Annotated in this window: 14 protein-coding genes; 2 read left to right on the forward strand and 12 right to left on the reverse strand. The window is 63.0% G+C overall.

Features of this window, described 5'->3' with window-relative positions; translation table 11 throughout:
* Positions 1 to 76: 76 nt before the first annotated feature.
* From sigX to ppsA, 7 genes are all read right to left on the reverse strand, one after another.
* Entirely contained in the window at positions 77 to 667 is a 591-nt protein-coding gene (gene sigX, locus DGA31_RS18885) for an RNA polymerase sigma factor SigX (protein ID WP_056837438.1), read from the reverse strand.
* 87 nt (positions 668 to 754) lie between these two features.
* A complete protein-coding gene (locus DGA31_RS18890; RefSeq protein WP_056837436.1) occupies positions 755 to 1,579 on the reverse strand; it encodes a mechanosensitive ion channel family protein in 825 nt (274 codons plus the stop codon).
* Between the two features lie 2 nt (positions 1,580 to 1,581).
* Complete coding sequence (locus tag DGA31_RS18895) at positions 1,582 to 1,830, reverse strand: hypothetical protein (protein WP_056837434.1); 249 nt, start codon at positions 1,828 to 1,830, stop codon at positions 1,582 to 1,584.
* Between the two features lie 86 nt (positions 1,831 to 1,916).
* On the reverse strand, positions 1,917 to 2,912 hold the full coding sequence (locus DGA31_RS18900; protein ID WP_109513583.1) for a zinc transporter ZntB: 996 nt from the start codon (positions 2,910 to 2,912) through the stop codon (positions 1,917 to 1,919).
* A gap of 13 nt (positions 2,913 to 2,925) precedes the next feature.
* A complete protein-coding gene (gene rraA, locus DGA31_RS18905; RefSeq protein WP_056837430.1) occupies positions 2,926 to 3,414 on the reverse strand; it encodes a ribonuclease E activity regulator RraA in 489 nt (162 codons plus the stop codon).
* Between the two features lie 259 nt (positions 3,415 to 3,673).
* On the reverse strand, positions 3,674 to 4,675 hold the full coding sequence (locus DGA31_RS18910; RefSeq protein WP_109513584.1) for an alpha/beta fold hydrolase: 1,002 nt from the start codon (positions 4,673 to 4,675) through the stop codon (positions 3,674 to 3,676).
* Between the two features lie 142 nt (positions 4,676 to 4,817).
* On the reverse strand, positions 4,818 to 7,193 hold the full coding sequence (ppsA, locus tag DGA31_RS18915; protein ID WP_109513585.1) for a phosphoenolpyruvate synthase: 2,376 nt from the start codon (positions 7,191 to 7,193) through the stop codon (positions 4,818 to 4,820).
* A 228-nt stretch (positions 7,194 to 7,421) separates the two neighbouring features.
* Between ppsA and ppsR the strand changes: the two genes are divergently transcribed.
* Complete coding sequence (ppsR, locus tag DGA31_RS18920; protein ID WP_056837425.1) at positions 7,422 to 8,240, forward strand: posphoenolpyruvate synthetase regulatory kinase/phosphorylase PpsR; 819 nt, start codon at positions 7,422 to 7,424, stop codon at positions 8,238 to 8,240.
* Between the two features lie 133 nt (positions 8,241 to 8,373).
* On the forward strand, positions 8,374 to 9,009 hold the full coding sequence (gene yfcF, locus DGA31_RS18925; RefSeq protein WP_109513586.1) for a glutathione transferase: 636 nt from the start codon (positions 8,374 to 8,376) through the stop codon (positions 9,007 to 9,009).
* Positions 9,010 to 9,030: 21 nt separating this feature from the next.
* Here yfcF and DGA31_RS18930 read toward each other — a convergent pair whose 3' ends face one another.
* From DGA31_RS18930 to acnD, 5 genes are all read right to left on the reverse strand, one after another.
* On the reverse strand, positions 9,031 to 9,696 hold the full coding sequence (locus tag DGA31_RS18930; RefSeq protein WP_109513587.1) for a DUF1266 domain-containing protein: 666 nt from the start codon (positions 9,694 to 9,696) through the stop codon (positions 9,031 to 9,033).
* Positions 9,693 to 10,904 (reverse strand): hypothetical protein, encoded by a 1,212-nt coding sequence (locus DGA31_RS18935; protein ID WP_109513588.1) that lies wholly within the window; start codon positions 10,902 to 10,904, stop codon positions 9,693 to 9,695. The genes DGA31_RS18930 and DGA31_RS18935 overlap by 4 nt, the downstream gene beginning before the upstream one ends.
* The gene (locus DGA31_RS18940) at positions 10,895 to 13,276 is read right to left on the reverse strand and encodes a hypothetical protein (protein ID WP_109513589.1); all 2,382 of its coding nucleotides are present in this window, start codon (positions 13,274 to 13,276) and stop codon (positions 10,895 to 10,897) included. Before DGA31_RS18940 ends, DGA31_RS18935 begins: the two co-directional genes overlap by 10 nt.
* A gap of 161 nt (positions 13,277 to 13,437) precedes the next feature.
* Positions 13,438 to 14,619, reverse strand: coding sequence for a 2-methylaconitate cis-trans isomerase PrpF (prpF, locus tag DGA31_RS18945; protein ID WP_109513590.1), 1,182 nt, complete (start codon positions 14,617 to 14,619; stop codon positions 13,438 to 13,440).
* Positions 14,620 to 14,649: 30 nt separating this feature from the next.
* Positions 14,650 to 17,235, reverse strand: a complete 2,586-nt coding sequence (acnD, locus tag DGA31_RS18950; RefSeq protein ID WP_109513591.1) for a Fe/S-dependent 2-methylisocitrate dehydratase AcnD — start codon at positions 17,233 to 17,235, stop codon at positions 14,650 to 14,652.
* Positions 17,236 to 17,267: the final 32 nt, after the last annotated feature.

Raw genomic sequence — 17,267 nt, forward strand, 5'->3', positions numbered from 1 at the left:
CAGCCCCAAAATGCAGGGACAACTCGGTGGCAAGTCTATCAGAACATGCCGGCTCGTTAGAGGTATTTGCGCCGGGTTAAGTTTCGGCACTACCTGCAAATTTCTCCCGCAGCTTATCCAAAGCCCGCTTGTAGCGCATTTTCGTTGCGCTCAAGCCCATGTGCATGATGTCTGCGATTTCCTGGAACTCCAGCTCTGCGACAAAACGTAGCACCAGAATCTCCCGGTCAATCGGGTTCACATGCACAAGCCAGCGATCAAGCCCGCCCCGCTCTTCAGGTTTAGGCGTCCGGTCTTCGGTCGCTTCCTCGATCGGGTCGAGGCTCAACGCGTCCATCAAGCGACGCTTTCGCCGTTCCTTTCGATACTGAGTGATGCACTCGTTATAGGTGATGCTGTACAGCCAGGTCTTGAATTTCGATTTACCCTCGAAATTCTTCAGGCCGTACAGCACCTTAAGCATCACTTCCTGACAGACATCGTCCGCGTCGCGATCGTTCCCCAAATAACGTGCGCAGACGTTAAAAAGGGTGCGCTGGTAGCGACGCATCAGCTCCTCATAAGCACGCGTCACATGAAACAACTCATCATGGGCGCGCGCAACCAGCTCCTCATCAGAGAGTTCATGGGGTTCGTAGCGCAGCGATAGCGGAGAGGGTTTATTCAAAACGAATCGTGCCGAAAGTCAGGTCAAAGGCCGCCATCACCTGTAAACAGGCGATTTGATGGCGGCACAGATTAGCAGGTTAGCCGCTTAACGGCTGCTAACACGCTGCTCGAGAAGAATCCGGTTGGAAAACGAAACCAACTCCCCATCATCGGTCAACAGCGTGGTCTTGACCGTCCCTATTTCCTCGATCTGCCCTTCGATATCGCCGACCTGAACCATCTGGCCGACCTGATAGAGTTCACGTACATAAATACCCGCCAGGATCTGCCCGGCGATTTCCCGGCTGCCCAGCCCCATCGCCAGGGCGACGGCCAGACCTACGGTAATCAGCACAATGACGATCACATGGTTCAGCAGGTCGGTCTTGACCTCCAGCTGACTGATCGCCACCGAGATACTGATAATGATCACCAGGCCCTGCGCCACGCGCCCCAGGCCCGCAGCATAGTCGACACCCACACCTTCTGCCGCACCTCGCACCAGGCCATTGGCCAACTGTGCCAGCAGCACGCCGACCAGCAGCACCAGAGCGGCGCCAAATACCTTGGGCAGGTACAGCGCAAGCATGTCCAGAGTCGCAGAGACCCGCTGCAAGCCGAGCGATTCTGCCGCAGAAACCAGAAAAATCAAGAGCACAAACCAGTACACGATCTTGCCGATCAGGGTCGAGATCGGCACCTTGACCCCGGCGCGGCTGATCAGCTTGGTCAGCCCGGTACCGTTCATCAGGCGATCCAGGCCCAGCTTGGCCAGCAGCCTGGACAACAGGGCATCAAGCAGCTTGGCCACCACGAAGCCCAGTACCACCACCACCAGCGCACCGAACAGGCTGGGGATGAAATTTGCAATCTTGGTCCACAATGCCGTCATTGCAGTCACGAGACTCTGGGTCCAGAGGTCCAATTCCATGTTCAATCAGCCTTATCGACAGGGCGCACAGCAGGCTTGCTGCGACGCGAAACCGGGGCAACGTGGGCGCTGCCGTTATTGACGGCAATCATCATGGCTTGCGTCCAGCGGCCCAGCAGGCCGAACAGCACGCCGGCACCGACCTGCCGGTTGGCGGTTTTCAGGACGCGGCCCAGACAGGCATCATCATCCCGAATGGAGGACGATGCCTTGAGCATGTCCCGCAGGGATTCTTCAAACGGATCGTGCATCTGCCACCTCACGCAATGTCACAGAAAGACGCAGCCCCAGGCCAACGAGTCACACCGGGCTGCTTCTTGCCAAGATGAAACATTCTTCATAACCAGCGCAAACGCCGGAACAGCCACCACTGCCCCACGGCCAGCGCCACGATCAGGCCACACGCAATCAGGAAGCCGTTCGCGCTGTCCGCACCCGGAATGCCGCCGACATTGATGCCCAGCAGGCCGGTCAGGAATGTCATGGGCAGGAAAATACCGGTGATGATGCCGAAACGGTACATGGTGCGGTTCATCCGCTCCCTCAACTGGCGGTCCTCGGCTTCAAGCAGCAGGCCCAGGCGCTCGCGGGTCAGCTCCAGCTCTTCAAGGTAACGGGTCAGGCTGTTGTTCAGCTCGTTCCAGTAGTCGACATCGTCATCGACAAACCACGTCAGGCGGCTGCGTGACAACTGGGCGAAGATGTCGCGCTGGGGCGCCAGGAAGCGGCGCAGCCCGGCCGCACGACGACGGGTCTGCAGCAGCAGGCCGTGGTCGGGGCTGTAGCACTCGTCGGCGTCGTTGCGCTCTTCCTCTTCGTCCACTGTCTCGGTCAGGTCACCGACCAGGTCCTGGAGCTTGTCGGTCAGCAATTGCGACAGGGTCAGGATCAGCTCGGAAGCGGTTTTGGGCCCACGGCCCTCGAGCAGTTGCCCGATCAACTCCTCGGTGGCCCGCAAGGGCCGCAGGCGCAGGGAAATGATGCGCTGGGCGGCCGCAAAGATGCGCACCGAGACCATGTCTTCAGGCTCGGCGCCCGGATTGAGGTTGACCCCGCGCAGAAACAGCAGCAATTGCTGGTCCGGCAACGCCAGCAGGCGTGGCCGGGTGTTTTCTTCAAGCAGCAAGGTGCAGCTGAATTCACTCAAGCCGCTGTCATTGCGCAACCAGGCGTGCGTCTGGGGGTGGCTGCGGTCCCAGTGCAGCCACAGGCTTTCCTGCGGCTGCAGGTGCAAGGCGCCCAGTTCGGTGCGGGCCAGTTGCCGTGCGCCCCCATTGCCATCCAGTACCAGGGCATGGACCAGGCCCCATTGCGCGTTGGCTTCGTCAAACATTCGCTAATTTCACTTACTCAGGCATGCTCAGGGCAGTGGGGGAAATGATCACACCGTTGTTGTCGGCGTACAGATAGTGGCCGGGATGGAAGGTCACGCCGGCAAAGGTCACCGGCACATCGACATCCCCGACGTTGCGGCGCACCGAACGCAGCGGATGGCTGGCCAGTGCCTGCACGCCCAGGTCGGTCTGGGCGATGATATCGACGTCACGGATGCAGCCGTAGACCAGCACCCCTTCCCAGCCATTGCTGGCGGCCTGCCCGGCCAGGATATCGCCCAGCAGCGCGCAGCGCAGTGAGCCGCCGCCGTCCACCACCAACACCTTGCCCTTGCCGTCCTGCCCCACCAGCTCCTTGACCCGCGAGTTGTCTTCGAAGCATTTGACCGTGACGATCTGGCCACCGAACGAATCGCGACCGCCAAAGTTGCTGAACATCGGCTCCAGTACCGTCACGGAATCGGGATGAGCATCGCACAAATCCGGGGTGATGTAGTGCATGGGGTAACTCCTGTCAGTCAATGGCGGGGGTCCGGTGCCAGGCCTCAGGCCATGGCCCGACCCAGGCTGTGTAAAAACGTAGTGAGCGAAGGCCAGGCAAGGCGCAAACAAGCGAAAAAGCGGAGTTTACGGGTTGTAAATGAGCATTTTGATCGGACTCGCGCCCGAGCCTGTTTTCAACGCAGCATGGCCGAGCGTAGTAGTTTTTACACAGTCTGGACCGTGACCGTACCCAGCCACAGGCCATTGTGCAAGCCTCTCACGTTTCGGCCGTCACGCCCTGCGGCGGCTCGACAGCGGGCAGCGACTCACCGACCGGACGCTGCTGCAACCAGTCGAGCACCCGGGGCCAGACCTGTTCTTGCGCCGCCGCGCTGACCAGCATGCGCACATGATCGAAATCCTCGCTGAAACCCTGCCGGCGCCCCAGGCTCAGGAACTGGCGCTGCCCGGAGCCAAAGCGTTCAAGCAGCAGGCGGCAGGCCCAGGGCGGATCCTGATGGTCGCCTTCGGCCGCCACGGCCAGCACCGGCAGGCGCACATTGGCAAGGCCGGCCCACCAATGGTTGTCACGCTCGCCAAAACGTCCGAACAGGCCATGCCAGCGCATGCTCTCCAGGGCCACGCCGACCGGCTCGTCTTCCGGACCGCGCTTGAAGCGCGACCCGGAAATATGTTCGAACGAGCGCAGCAGTAGACGGCCTGCCCATTGCACCGGCGGGATTTTCAGCGGCCAGTAATAGCGGCTGACCTGGCTGCCGAACAGCGCCACGGAAGCGGCATCGTTCTCGCCCAGATACTGGCCGCCCAAGGCCGCCGCCAGGGTCGTGCCACCCAGCGAATGGCCGATCCAGTGCGGCACCTGCCCGCTCAGTTCCTTGACGAAGGCGCCGATGACCGGCAGGTCGTAACGGGCGTAATCGGCCACTTTGTTGGTGCGCCAGGTCGCGTTGCGTGCCGACAGGCCGTGCCCGCGCATTTCAGCGATCCACACATCAAAGCCGGCGCGCGCCAGATAAGGCCCCAGACCAATGCCCTTGGGCGAGTACCAGAAGCGGCGGTTGGAAAAACTGCCATGCAGCAGAATCACCGGCACACCGCGCGGCCGGGCCTGGTCGACCAGGCCAAGACGGGTGACGGCCAGCTCGACAGTGGCATCGGGACTGTTGCCAGGCTTGAGACGGTAGACATCTTCGACCAGATCGCCGCGACGTTCGGCGCTCATCAACGCCACGGGAAAAAGAGAGCTGCTGCTTTGCATAGTGTTCTTGATCAAGAGTTCAAGGGCATCCGGCCCTTGAGTGGCACAAAACGACTGGATAAAAAAAGGCGGCCTCCGGAGGAAACCGCCTTTCTCGACCATCCCGAACCGTGTAGACGGCCCGGAACGTCATCGCATCACATCAGGCGGGTGCCTGGCCTTCGGCAAGGAAGAACCAGGTTTCGAGCACCGAGTCAGGGTTGAGCGAAACGCTCTCGATGCCCTGCTCCATCAGCCAGCGCGCCAGGTCCGGGTGGTCCGAAGGACCCTGGCCACAGATGCCGATGTACTTGCCGGCCTTGTTGCAGGCCTGGATGGCATTGGACAGCAACTTCTTGACCGCAGGATTGCGCTCGTCGAACAGGTGCGCAATGACCCCCGAGTCGCGGTCCAGGCCCAGGGTGAGCTGGGTCAGGTCGTTGGAGCCGATCGAGAAGCCGTCGAAATATTCGAGGAACTCTTCGGCCAGGATGGCGTTGGACGGCAGCTCGCACATCATAATGATGCGCAGGCCGTTCTCGCCGCGCTTGAGGCCGTTGGCCGCCAGCAGATCGATGACCTGGCTGGCTTCGCCCAGGGTGCGCACGAACGGCACCATGATCTCAACATTGGCCAGGCCCATGTCTTCACGTACGCGCTTGAGGGCACGGCACTCCAGCTCGAAGCAGTCGCGGAAGTTCTCGCTGATGTAGCGCGAAGCGCCGCGGAAGCCCAGCATCGGGTTCTCTTCTTCGGGCTCGTACAGCTTGCCGCCGATCAGGTTGGCGTACTCGTTGGACTTGAAGTCCGAGAGGCGCACGATGACCTTTTTCGGGGTGAAGGCCGCAGCCAGGGTGCTGATGCCCTCGACCAGCTTGTCGACATAGAAGCTGACCGGATCGCTGTAGCCGGCGATACGCTTGTCGACGCTGTCCTTGATGTCCGGCGGCAGGCCGTCGTAGTTGAGCAGCGCCTTGGGGTGCACGCCGATCATGCGGTTGATGATGAACTCCAGGCGCGCCAGGCCGACACCGGCGTTGGGCAACTGGGCAAAATCGAAGGCACGGTCAGGGTTGCCGACGTTCATCATGATCTTGAACGGCAGGTCAGGCATGGCATCGACCGAGTTGGTCTTGATGTCGAAGCCCAGCTCGCCTTCGAAGATGTAGCCGGTGTCGCCTTCGGCGCAGGAGACGGTCACGCCCTGGCCGTCACGCAGCAGCTGGGTGGCGTTGCCGCAACCCACGACCGCCGGGATACCCAGCTCACGGGCGATGATCGCCGCGTGGCAGGTGCGCCCGCCACGGTTAGTGACGATGGCGCTGGCGCGCTTCATCACCGGTTCCCAGTCAGGGTCGGTCATGTCCGAGACCAGCACGTCGCCGGCCTGGACCTTGTCCATCTCCGAGACGTCCTTGATGATGCGCACCTTGCCGGCGCCGATGCGCTGGCCGATGGCGCGGCCTTCGACCAGCACACTGCCTTTTTCCTTGAGCAGGTAGCGCTCCATGACGTTGGCGTTGCTGCGGCTTTTCACGGTTTCAGGACGCGCCTGGACGATGTACAGCTTGCCGTCGTCGCCATCCTTGGCCCACTCGATGTCCATCGGGGCCTTGTAGTGCTGCTCGATGATGATGGCCTGCTTGGCCAGCTCATTGACTTCGGCGTCGGTCAGGCAGAAGCGGGCGCGCTCGGCGGCCTCGACGTCGACGACCTTGACCGACTTGCCAGCCTTGGCCTCGTCACCGTAGATCATCTTGATCGCCTTGCTGCCCAGGTTGCGGCGCAGGATGGCCGGGCGGCCGGCGGTCAGGGTGTCTTTATGGACATAGAACTCGTCAGGGTTGACGGCGCCCTGCACCACGGTCTCGCCCAGGCCATAGGCACCTGTGATGAACACGACGTCACGGAAACCGGACTCGGTGTCCAGGGTGAACATCACGCCGGCGGTGCCGGTCTCGGAGCGCACCATACGCTGCACGCCGGCCGACAGGGCCACCAGCTTGTGGTCGAAGCCCTGGTGTACGCGGTAGGAAATGGCGCGGTCGTTGAACAAAGAGGCAAAGACCTCTTTGGTGGCGCGGATCACATTGTCCACGCCGCGAATGTTCAGGAAGGTTTCCTGCTGGCCGGCAAAGGAAGCATCGGGCAGGTCTTCGGCGGTGGCGGAAGAACGCACGGCCACGGCCAGGTTCGGGTTACCGGCCGACAATTGCTCGAAGGCGGTGCGAATCTCGGCGTTGAGACGCTCGGGAAACTCGGCTTCCATGATCCACTGACGAATCTGCGCGCCGGTCTTGGCCAGGGCGTTGACATCATCGACATCCAGAGCATCCAGAGCGGCGTGGATCTGATCGTTCAGACCACTGAGCTCAAGGAAATCACGGTAGGCCTGGGCCGTGGTGGCAAAGCCACCAGGTACCGAAACGCCAGCGCCTGCCAGGTTGCTGATCATTTCGCCGAGGGATGCGTTCTTGCCTCCCACGTGCTCCACATCATGGACGCCGAGCGTGTCGAGGGAAACTACGTACTCTACCAAGGTGATCTCTCCACTAACTATTGTTCGTTGTTGGGAAAAGCTCATGGGTGCCTCTGAAAACGACCTGCGTTGTCATCGCTGACTGCCTTGCCTGCGTTTCCAGAAGTACCCTGTGGTACCCGGGCGCTTGTGGCCCGGGCCTGGAAAAAGCGAGAATGCGGGCCATGAGGCCGGCAAGCGCGCCTATCATATCCAAGAATCGTCATCTGCTTAAAGCCAGGGCCGCCAATGAAACGATCCGCGTTCTTCATTTCCGATGGTACCGGTATCACCGCCGAGACACTCGGACAAAGCCTGCTGGCGCAATTTGAAAACATCGCGTTCAGCAAATTTACCCGGCCCTACATCGACAGCGTCGAGAAAGCCCGGGCGATGGTACAACAAATCAATCAAGCCGCCGAACGCGACGATGTGCGACCGATCATCTTCGACACCATCGTCAATCAGGAAATACGCGAGATCCTGGCCACCTCCAACGGCTTCATGATCGATATTTTCTCCACCTTTCTGGCGCCACTCGAGCAAGAGCTTAGTTCACACTCCTCTTATTCGGTGGGCAAATCCCACTCCATTGGTCACAACTCCAACTACATGGAGCGCATCGAAGCGGTGAACTTTGCCCTGGACAACGATGATGGCGCCCGCACCCATTATTACGACAAGGCCGACATCATCCTGGTCGGCGTGTCGCGTTGTGGCAAGACGCCGACGTGTCTGTACATGGCCATGCAGTTCGGCATCCGCGCCGCCAACTACCCGTTGACCGAAGACGACATGGAACGCCTGCAGTTGCCCACGGCCTTGAAGAACCACCGCAGCAAACTGTTCGGCCTGACCATCGACCCCGACCGGTTGACCGCCATTCGCCATGAGCGCAAGCCCAACAGCCGCTACGCCAGCTATGCCCAGTGCGAATTCGAAGTGCGTGAAGTGGAAAGCCTGTTTCGCCGCGAGAACATCGCGCACCTGAACTCCACGCACTTCTCGGTCGAGGAAATCTCGGCCAAGGTGCTGGTCGAGAAAGGGGTCGAGCGGCGGTTCAAGTGACTGCAAGCGGCAAGCGCCAGGGTGGCAGGCGGGTCGTTTGTATTCCTGCAGGGAATGGGCCCATGCGCAGGCAGAATTTTATTTCATGACGCCGCTCAAGTAGGTTGAGTGCTCCAGCATAAGGAGATCACCCATGAGCAACGCCCCGCTGCGCCTGTACGTCGATGACCGTTTTACCAGCCCCTATGCCCTGTCGGCGTTCGTGGTGCTGCGCGAAAAAGGCCTCGACTTCGATCTGCTCCCGGTCAACCTGCAGCAGGCCGAGCACCGTCATGAAGACTATGCAGCCCTGTCACTGACCCGCCGTGTGCCGACCCTGGTCCATGGGGACTTTGCGCTGTCGGAATCCTCGGCCATTACCGAGTACCTGGACGAGGCTTTTCCCGACGTTCGGGTGTACCCGCAAGACCCGAAACAACGCGCCCGCGCCCGCCAGGTGCAGGCCTGGCTGCGCAGCGACCTGCTGGCGATCCGCGCCGAACGCTCAACGCTGGTGGTGTTCTATGGCCAGAAAGTCGAGGCGCCCTTGTCGGTCGATGGCCAACTGGCTGCCGACACGCTGATCGCCGCCGCGCAACACCTGCTGCAGGACGGTCGCGAGCATGTGTGCGGGCAGTGGTCGATTGCCGATGTCGACCTGGCGCTGATGCTCAACCGCCTGATTCTCAACGGCGATCCGGTGCCGCAGGGTCTGGTCGACTACGCCACGCGTCAATGCCAGCGTCCCTCGGTGCAAGCGTGGTTCCGGTTGCAACGTCCAGCGCTCTGACCACCGCCCACCGCCCCGTCATTACGGGGCAACCGGGTCGAGTGCCGGCAACGCGTTCCATGGCAGCTCGGCCCAGCCGCCCGATGGCGGTTCGAGCAAGCTGTCCAGGTCGGCCTGATCGAAGCGGCCGCCCAGGCCGTCAGCCCTGAAGGCGGCCACCCATTGCTGGCGTCCGACCAGATAGGCCTGACCAAAATCCTCCCAACTGTCGAAGCACTCCTGGGCGCGCTGGGCATTGAGCAACAGCACCCGCCAGGCCGGCTCGCGCTCGACCCAGCCCTGTAACAAGGCACAACGCACCAGGAAAGCGACGCGCACACAGGCAAACCCCATCGCGGCACGCGGGTCATCGGTGGCGTTGAGCTTGTCCAGATCCAGGCGATACCACTGCCTTTCAAGCATCGTTTCAAAATGCTCACGGGCCTGCTCATCACTGGCATCGTTGCGCAAACCGATCTGGTGCAACAGGGGTGCCCTGAGATAAGCCCGGCCTTCATCGGTCAGAGCGCCGACATCGGCCTCAAAGAAACCGCTGATCGAGGTCGCGACCAATATGGGCTCAGCCAGTTTCAAGGCCCGATGGCGACGCGGACTGAACAGAATCGGGCTTGGCAACGGTATCGGGCGCTTGCGCCGCAGGCAGTACCCGCACACGACAACCACGATGCAGATCAGCAGGATGTTCATGAATCACGCCCCTGCCCGGCCTTGATCTGCGCCGCCAGCTCATGACTCATCCCGACCCAGGCAATGCCCTCGGTGCTGTAGTGGCCATCGCTCGCACCCTTGGCCGACAGATGACGCGTGGCGTAGCTGACCGAACCGACCTGGCCCCGGCCCTGGGCGATCAGCTCCGGCTGCCTGCCCGCCACCAGCCACTGCACCATGGGCTTGGGCGCCTGCAAACGCCTGAACAGTTGCGGGTAACGCGCCACCAGGCGGGCCTGGTCGGCCGCATCGCTGACGGCTTCAAGCAGGCGCCAGCCCGACGGCGTGCGCACGATACCGATGGCGATGCAATCGTCAGGCGAATGATCGTCAGTGCCCAGAGCATCGAGACACTGCACCAGATCCTGATAATAGCGGGCGATCGGCGGACGATTCTGCTTGCCCTTGACCTGGTCGACCGTCAGCGCGCCGTCCTTGCGCACGATCAGGCTGATGGTGATGTGCGGCTGGCCCTGGGCGTCACGCAGGCTGAACACCCGCAACCGGCCGTGCTCGACCCCTTCGGCATAATGCTGGCCGTAGCCGCCCGACAGGCGCTGGTGATTGGCAAACTGTCCCAGGCAGTGGCGCATCACATAGCTTTCAAAGGCCATTTCGGCCCGCAACAGGGCACTGTCCGGGCGCAATTCGAACAGGGTGTGGCTGGCACAGGACACAGCCGGGCGCAGCGCCGCAGACTGGCTCTGGCGCCATCCCTGGCCAAGGCGAAGTTGTATTCTGGCGTGTTCCTGCTCCCACAGCTGCAAGGCTTGCGGGCAGTTGATGCGTTCAAGCTTGCCTTGCAATGCGGTGCCCTGGCGTGAGGACAGAAACTCCACCAACCGGGCCTCGAGCGCCAATACACGGGGCTGTCCGGGGTCGATCCAGACCAGCGGCGCAGCGCCTTGGTCATCGCCTTGACCGGTCTCGTCAAAGCGCTGCAGCAACCAGGCTGGCAACGGCTCGGCGCCCAGCACCGTGCGGGCATCGTCCAGGGTCAGCAGTTGCCGGGCCGGTTCGAAGTTGCCCACCAGATGACGGTAGAAATGATTGCGCAGCCAGGCACGAACCGGCTCTTCGTCACCCCGGGCCAGGCTGCGCCGGACGATATCGTCCCTGAGCTGGCCGGCATTGAGGGCATTGCGCGCGGCATACACAGGCCGGCGCGCCGGCGTGTCTACTTCCATACCTGCCACCATTTTTTCACGGCCGGCTCCGGCTCCGGCTCCGGTTCATCTTCATCTTCATCGACCGCCGTGAGCCCGGCTATCCGGGCCTGGACCCGTGCGACGTCCCGTTCATAGTGCTCACCTTCGGGATTGAACAAAGCGATGGCACGCTGGTAATAGTCAATGGCGTCGTCAATGCGATCCAGCCCGCCGAACATCCCGGCCGCACTGTAATGCAGGTTGCCCCTGCCCGAGGCATGCACCAGTGGCGCATAACGCGACCACAGGGCCAGGGCATTGTCCGGGTGGGTATCGGACAGGCAACGGGCGACTTCAAGGCGCGCATACAAGGATTTATTATCCAGTTCCTGGTCAGTGATGCCCTGTTCCTGCTGCCAGGCGAACAGGCGTTCAAGCCAGATCAGGATTTCATTGCTGCGCCCGAGCGACTTGAGGGCAAATGCCACATCGATGATGTACCGATCAGGATAGTGACGGCTGTAGCCATGACGCTCGGCGTAGTACCAGAGCTGTTCGGCAGCCTCGACGAGTTCCGGCTCATGCGCCAGCCTGATCTGGTTGGTCAGCAGGCCATGGTAATGCTCGGCAAGGACGCTGGCGGCGAGGCCCAGGTGGTGCAGCTCGATCGCTTCCTGATAGCGGCCCTGCTCGTTGTAGTGGCAATAATTGATCGCCAGGTTATTGCACAGCATCGAGTACAGGTGCGCACAGGCATCGAAGGCGTGCCCGGTCCCGGTCGCAAAGTAATGCTCCATGGCCTTGCGGCCTTGCTCGAATGCTGTTCGTTGCACATCACGCAGCAGGCGATAGGCCAGGTCGTGATCCTCAGTGCTCAAGGCCTCGGCCTGCGCCTCTACCAAGGGATTGATCGACGCCGCATAGTTATAAGCGTCCATGCCGCTGGCCAGCGGCGCCAGCGGATACTGCAGGGCTTCGATCAGCCCCTGGGCCTTGACCCGCGCCTCGAACAGACTCACGGCACTGCGGGCGTCATCCAGCGCGCTCTGGGCGATGGCCTGCTCCAGCAGGGCCACCTCGATGGCAGGGTCGATCAGCCCCGCCGCCGCGTCATGCACTGCCGTCAGGCGAATGAGCCAGGGATGCCCAGGCGCCAGCTGCTGCACCCAGGCCCGGGCCCGGGCAAAGACCAGCCCGGGTGCTGCGCGGTCGTCAGCATATTGATACAGGGCCTCAAGCAAAGGGTGCAGGGGCGCGACAAACGAAGCACGCGCCGGCAGCGCGACCACAAAAGCGTCCAGCACCGGCGCACTGGAACTGGCCAGCAGCACACACAGCGGCCACCAGACCTGCTGATCGTCAGGGTCCTGCAAACGCTGCGCGATAATACCCGGCACACCCGGCCACAGCTGGTGTTCCAGTTCATAGACTTGCCGCAAGGCCCTTCGCCCGGCGGCCTCCAGCTGTCCGGCCTCGATCAGCCAGGGCAGGTGCCAGCCCAGAAAGCTGTCGCCGCCCACGGCATCCAGGCTGAAGGCCGCCTTCTTGCAGGTCTCCAGCGCCTGGGCAAGATTGCCCTGGGCATACAGGGCCCGCGCCGCCAGGCGAGCGATACGCACCTGCGCTTCGCGGCGCAGGGGCAAGGACAACCCCTCGGTCAGCCGGATGATAGGCGGCTCGAACTGCGCCACGTGCGCCGGCATGATTTCGATCAGCGCATGGCCCAGCCAGTACCAGTCATCAAGCTCGACGCGCTGATCGTCACCGGCCTTGGCCAGGGCCGCCACCGCGTGCAGGGCGGCCTCACACGCCTGCTGAGGATGACCGTGGCGCTCGAAAATGCCGGCCTCGCGCTTGTAGCGCTCAGCCTCGTCACGGGCCCGGAGCGCCGAGCGTTCAGGGTCGGCACAGGCCATGGCGTGACGCACTTCAATCGACTTGAGCGCCACTTCAAGGCAGCCATTCTCCAGGTCGGCAAGTGTACGCTCGTCCCTATAGCGCTCCAGGTCATATTCGACCGGCTCATGGACCAGGGCCCGCAGCGCCTCCAGGGCCTCAAGCATGGCCGGCACCTCATTGAGGAACCAGGCCACGCGCACGCGCATGAGCAGCAGATTGAGGTGCACCTCCGGACGCCGGCGCTCAGGCAAGGCAGCCAGCAGCGTGGCACCGTCATGCTTGAGCACGGCCCTGGCCGCAGGGGGATCGCCCACCCTCATCCAGAGCGAATGCAAACGCCCGATGGCGTTCAGCGAGTCGGCCCGCATGGGTTGCTCGCGCAACACCGCCCGCACCGCATCAGGGTCGGCATCGTCAGCCTGCAGCCCTTCAACCAGCCGGTCGAGCAGTTGCTCCAGTTCAATACCGGTAAGCACAGGGCCAGCCGGATGCAGGCGCGTCGGTTCGTCCATGAAGTCTTCCTTGTTTAAGGCGCTATGGCGAACGCTCAAGCACAGGGCCGGCTTGACAGGCGCCGCTCAAAGGGCAGCAAGGTAACCCAACCGATTCAGCGTGCCAAGGCGGGCGATGGCCACCGGCTACCGGAAAGAAGCTTTCGGCAGCCCCGCCCCCTTCATTGCGGAACCCGCACCCAGCCCTCCATCAGCACCCGGGCACTGCGGCTCATGATGGCCTTGGTGACCTGCCACTGGCCGTCCACCTGCTGCGCTTCGGCGCCCACGCGCAAGGTGCCGGACGGGTGCCCGAAACGCACGCTGCTGCGCGTGCCGCCGCCGGCCGCCTGGTTGACCAGGGTGCCGGGAATCGCGGCGGCGGTGCCAATGGCCACGGCGGCGGTGCCCATCATGGCGTGGTGCAGCTTGCCCATGGACACCGCCCGCACCAGCAGGTCGATATCACTGGCCTGCACCGGCTTGCCACTGGACGCTACATAATCGGCAGGTGCCGCCACGAAGGCGACCTTGGGCGTGTGCTGGCGCAGGGCGGCTTCATCCAGAGTCTTGATCAGTCCCATGCGCAGCGCCCCTTCGGCGCGGATACGCTCCAGCAGCGCCAGGGCCTTGGGGTCGCCATTGATGTCGCCCTGCAATTCGCGACCGCTGTAGCCCAGGTCTGCGGCCTCGATAAACACCGTGGGAATGCCGGCATTGATCAGCGTGGCCTTGAGCGCGCCCAGGCCTGGCACCTGCAGTTCATCGACCAGGTGACCGGTGGGAAACATCGAGCCGCCTGCACCCTCCTCGTCGGCCGCAGGCTCAAGAAACTCCAGGCGCACTTCGGCGGCCGGAAAGGTCACGCCATCCAGCTCGAAATCGCCGGTTTCCTGCACCTGCCCGGCCGTGATCGGCACATGGGCGATGATCGCCTTGCCGATATTGGCCTGCCAGATACGCACCACCGCCACGCCTTCATGGGGAATACGCTCGGCCGCCACCAGACCACTGGTAATGGCAAAGGCGCCGACCGCAGCCGACAGGTTGCCGCAATTGCCGCTCCAGTCGACAAAGGGCTTGTCGATGGCCACCTGGCCGAACAGGTAATCGACATCGAAGCCCTCACGCGCGCTGCGCGACAGAATCACCGTCTTGCTGGTGCTGGACGTTGCCCCGCCCATGCCGTCGATCTGCTTTTCATAAGGGTCGGGGCTGCCAATGACCCGCAGCAATAAAGCATCGCGGGCCGGCCCCGGCACCTGGGCGGCGTCGGGCAGGTCAGCAAGATTGAAAAACACGCCTTTGCTGGTGCCACCGCGCATGTAGGTGGCGGGAATTCTGAGTTGCGCTGGGTAGGTCATGGATCGGTTCCTTGCAAATGGGATCGGCCGTCAAACCGCTGCGCCCGCCAGGAAATCCTGGGCGAAACGCTGCAACACGCCACCGGCCTCATAGATCGAGATTTCTTCACCGGTGTCCAGGCGGCAGGTCACCGGCACGTCGAGACGCTCGCCATTACGGCGGTGGATCACCAGGTTCAGGGTCGCGCCGGGGGTGCGCTCACCGGTTACGTCGAACACTTCCGTGCCGTCGATGCCCAGCGTCAGGCGCGTGGTGCCCGGCTTGAACTCCAGCGGCAAGACGCCCATGCCCACCAGGTTGGTGCGGTGAATACGCTCGAAACCTTCGGCGACAATGGCCTCGACCCCGGCCAGGCGCACGCCCTTGGCGGCCCAGTCGCGGGATGAGCCCTGGCCGTAATCGGCGCCAGCGACGATGATCAGCGGCTGCTTGCGCTGCATATAGGTTTCGATGGCTTCCCACATGCGCGTGACCTGGCCCTCAGGCTCCAGGCGGGTCAGCGAGCCCTTCTTGACCTGGCCGTCGACCACCGCCATTTCATTGACCAGTTGCGGGTTGGCAAAGGTGGCCCGTTGCGCGGTCAGGTGATCGCCCCGGTGCGTGGCATAGGAGTTGAAGTCTTCTTCGGGCAGGCCCATTTTCGCCAGGTACTCACCGGCGGCGCTGCTGGCCTGGATGGCATTGGACGGTGACAAGTGATCGGTGGTGATGTTGTCCGGCAGCACCGCCAGCGGGCGCATGCCCCTGAGCGTGCGCTCGCCGGCCAGCGCGCCTTCCCAGTAAGGCGGGCGGCGAATATAGGTACTGGACGGCCGCCACGCATACAGCGGTTCGACCTGTTCTTCATTGGCCTCGATGGCGAACATCGGGATATACACCTGGCGGAACTGCTCAGGCTTGACCGAGGCACGCACCACCGCGTCGATTTCCTCGTCGGACGGCCACAGGTCCTTGAGCCGGATTTCCCGGCCATCCACCACGCCCAGCACGTCCTGCTCGATATCGAAGCGGATGGTGCCGGCAATGGCATAGGCCACCACCAGCGGCGGCGAGGCCAGAAAGGCCTGCCTGGCATAGGGGTGAATGCGCCCGTCGAAGTTGCGGTTGCCCGACAGCACGGCGGTGGCGTACAGGTCACGGTCGATGATTTCCTGCTGGATCACCGGGTCCAGCGCGCCAGACATGCCATTGCAGGTGGTGCAGGCAAAGGCCACCACGCCAAAGCCCAGCGCTTCGAGCTCAGGCGTCAGGCCGGCTTCATCCAGATAAAGCGCGACGGTTTTCGAGCCGGGCGCCAGCGACGACTTGACCCACGGCTTGCGGGTCAGCCCCAGGCGATTGGCATTGCGTGCCAGCAGGCCGGCGGCGATGACGTTGCGCGGGTTGCTGGTGTTGGTGCAACTGGTGATGGCCGCGATGATCACCGCGCCATCGGGCAACTGGCCAGGCACGTCCTGCCACGGCCCGGCAATGCCCCGGGCCGCCAGGTCGCGGGTAGCCACCCGGGCGTGCGGGTTGGAAGGCCCGGCCATGTTGCGCACCACACTGGACAGATCGAAGCTCAGGACCCGCTCGTACCGGACCTCGGCCAGGTCGTCGGACCACAACCCCAGGGTTTTCGCATAGTGTTCCACCAGTTGCACCTGGGACTCTTCACGACCGGTCAGTCGCAAATATTCCAGGGTCTGGTCGTCGATGGAGAACATCGCTGCCGTGGCACCGTATTCCGGCGCCATGTTGGAGATGGTCGCCCGATCACCCAGGGTCAGGCTGGTGGCGCCGGCACCAAAGAACTCCAGCCACGCACCGACCACCTTCTGCCTGCGCAGGAACTCGGTCAGCGCCAGCACCACGTCGGTGGCGGTGATGCCGGGCTGGCGGCTGCCGGTCAGCTCGACGCCGATGATGTCCGGCAGGCGCATCCACGAGGCACGACCGAGCATCACGTTTTCGGCTTCCAGGCCGCCCACGCCGATGGCAATCACGCCCAGCGCATCGACGTGCGGGGTGTGGCTGTCGGTGCCAACCAGGGTGTCGGGAAAGGCCACGCCATCAAGCACCTGGATCACCGGCGACATTTTCTCCAGGTTGATCTGGTGCATGATGCCGTTGCCCGGCGGGATCACCTCGACATTCCTGAAGGCCTTCTTGGTCCAGTCGATGAAGTGGAAGCGGTCTTCGTTGCGCCGGTCTTCGATGGCGCGGTTCTTTTCGAACGCTTGCGGATCGTAACCGCCGCATTCAACCGCCAGCGAATGGTCGACGATCAACTGCACCGGCACCACCGGATTGACCTGCGCCGGGTCCCCGCCCTGCTCGGCAATCGCATCGCGCAGCCCGGCCAGGTCGACCAGTGCGGTCTGGCCCAGAATGTCGTGGCACACCACCCGCGCCGGAAACCACGGAAAGTCCAGGTCGCGGCGGCGCTCGATCAACTGGCCGAGCGATGCGCTCAGCGTGTCCGGTGCGCAGCGACGGACCAGGTTTTCGGCCAGCACCCGGGAGGTGTAAGGCAGCCGCGCCCAGGCACCGGGCGCCAGGGCTTCGACCGCCTCGCGGGCATCGAAATAATCCAGCGCAGTGCCGGGCAGGTTCTTGCGGTAGTCGACATTCATGGTTCGCAGACTCGGTTCACGGTAGACAACAA

It is taken from the genome of Pseudomonas ovata, from assembly GCF_003131185.1.
GTDB classification, from domain to species: domain Bacteria; phylum Pseudomonadota; class Gammaproteobacteria; order Pseudomonadales; family Pseudomonadaceae; genus Aquipseudomonas; species Aquipseudomonas ovata.

Coding starts and splice junctions, on each gene's coding strand:
- DGA31_RS18935 (WP_109513588.1), bottom strand. CDS start 10,904: ATGGAAGTAGACACGCCGGCGCGCCGGCCTGTGTATGCCGCGCGCAAT.
- acnD (WP_109513591.1), bottom strand. CDS start 17,235: ATGAATGTCGACTACCGCAAGAACCTGCCCGGCACTGCGCTGGATTAT.
- prpF (WP_109513590.1), bottom strand. CDS start 14,619: ATGACCTACCCAGCGCAACTCAGAATTCCCGCCACCTACATGCGCGGT.
- DGA31_RS18930 (WP_109513587.1), bottom strand. CDS start 9,696: ATGAACATCCTGCTGATCTGCATCGTGGTTGTCGTGTGCGGGTACTGC.
- DGA31_RS18940 (WP_109513589.1), bottom strand. CDS start 13,276: ATGGACGAACCGACGCGCCTGCATCCGGCTGGCCCTGTGCTTACCGGT.
- DGA31_RS18900 (WP_109513583.1), bottom strand. CDS start 2,912: ATGTTTGACGAAGCCAACGCGCAATGGGGCCTGGTCCATGCCCTGGTA.
- DGA31_RS18890 (WP_056837436.1), bottom strand. CDS start 1,579: ATGGAATTGGACCTCTGGACCCAGAGTCTCGTGACTGCAATGACGGCA.
- rraA (WP_056837430.1), bottom strand. CDS start 3,414: ATGCACTACATCACCCCGGATTTGTGCGATGCTCATCCCGATTCCGTG.
- DGA31_RS18910 (WP_109513584.1), bottom strand. CDS start 4,675: ATGCAAAGCAGCAGCTCTCTTTTTCCCGTGGCGTTGATGAGCGCCGAA.
- yfcF (WP_109513586.1), top strand. CDS start 8,374: ATGAGCAACGCCCCGCTGCGCCTGTACGTCGATGACCGTTTTACCAGC.
- DGA31_RS18895 (WP_056837434.1), bottom strand. CDS start 1,830: ATGCACGATCCGTTTGAAGAATCCCTGCGGGACATGCTCAAGGCATCG.
- ppsR (WP_056837425.1), top strand. CDS start 7,422: ATGAAACGATCCGCGTTCTTCATTTCCGATGGTACCGGTATCACCGCC.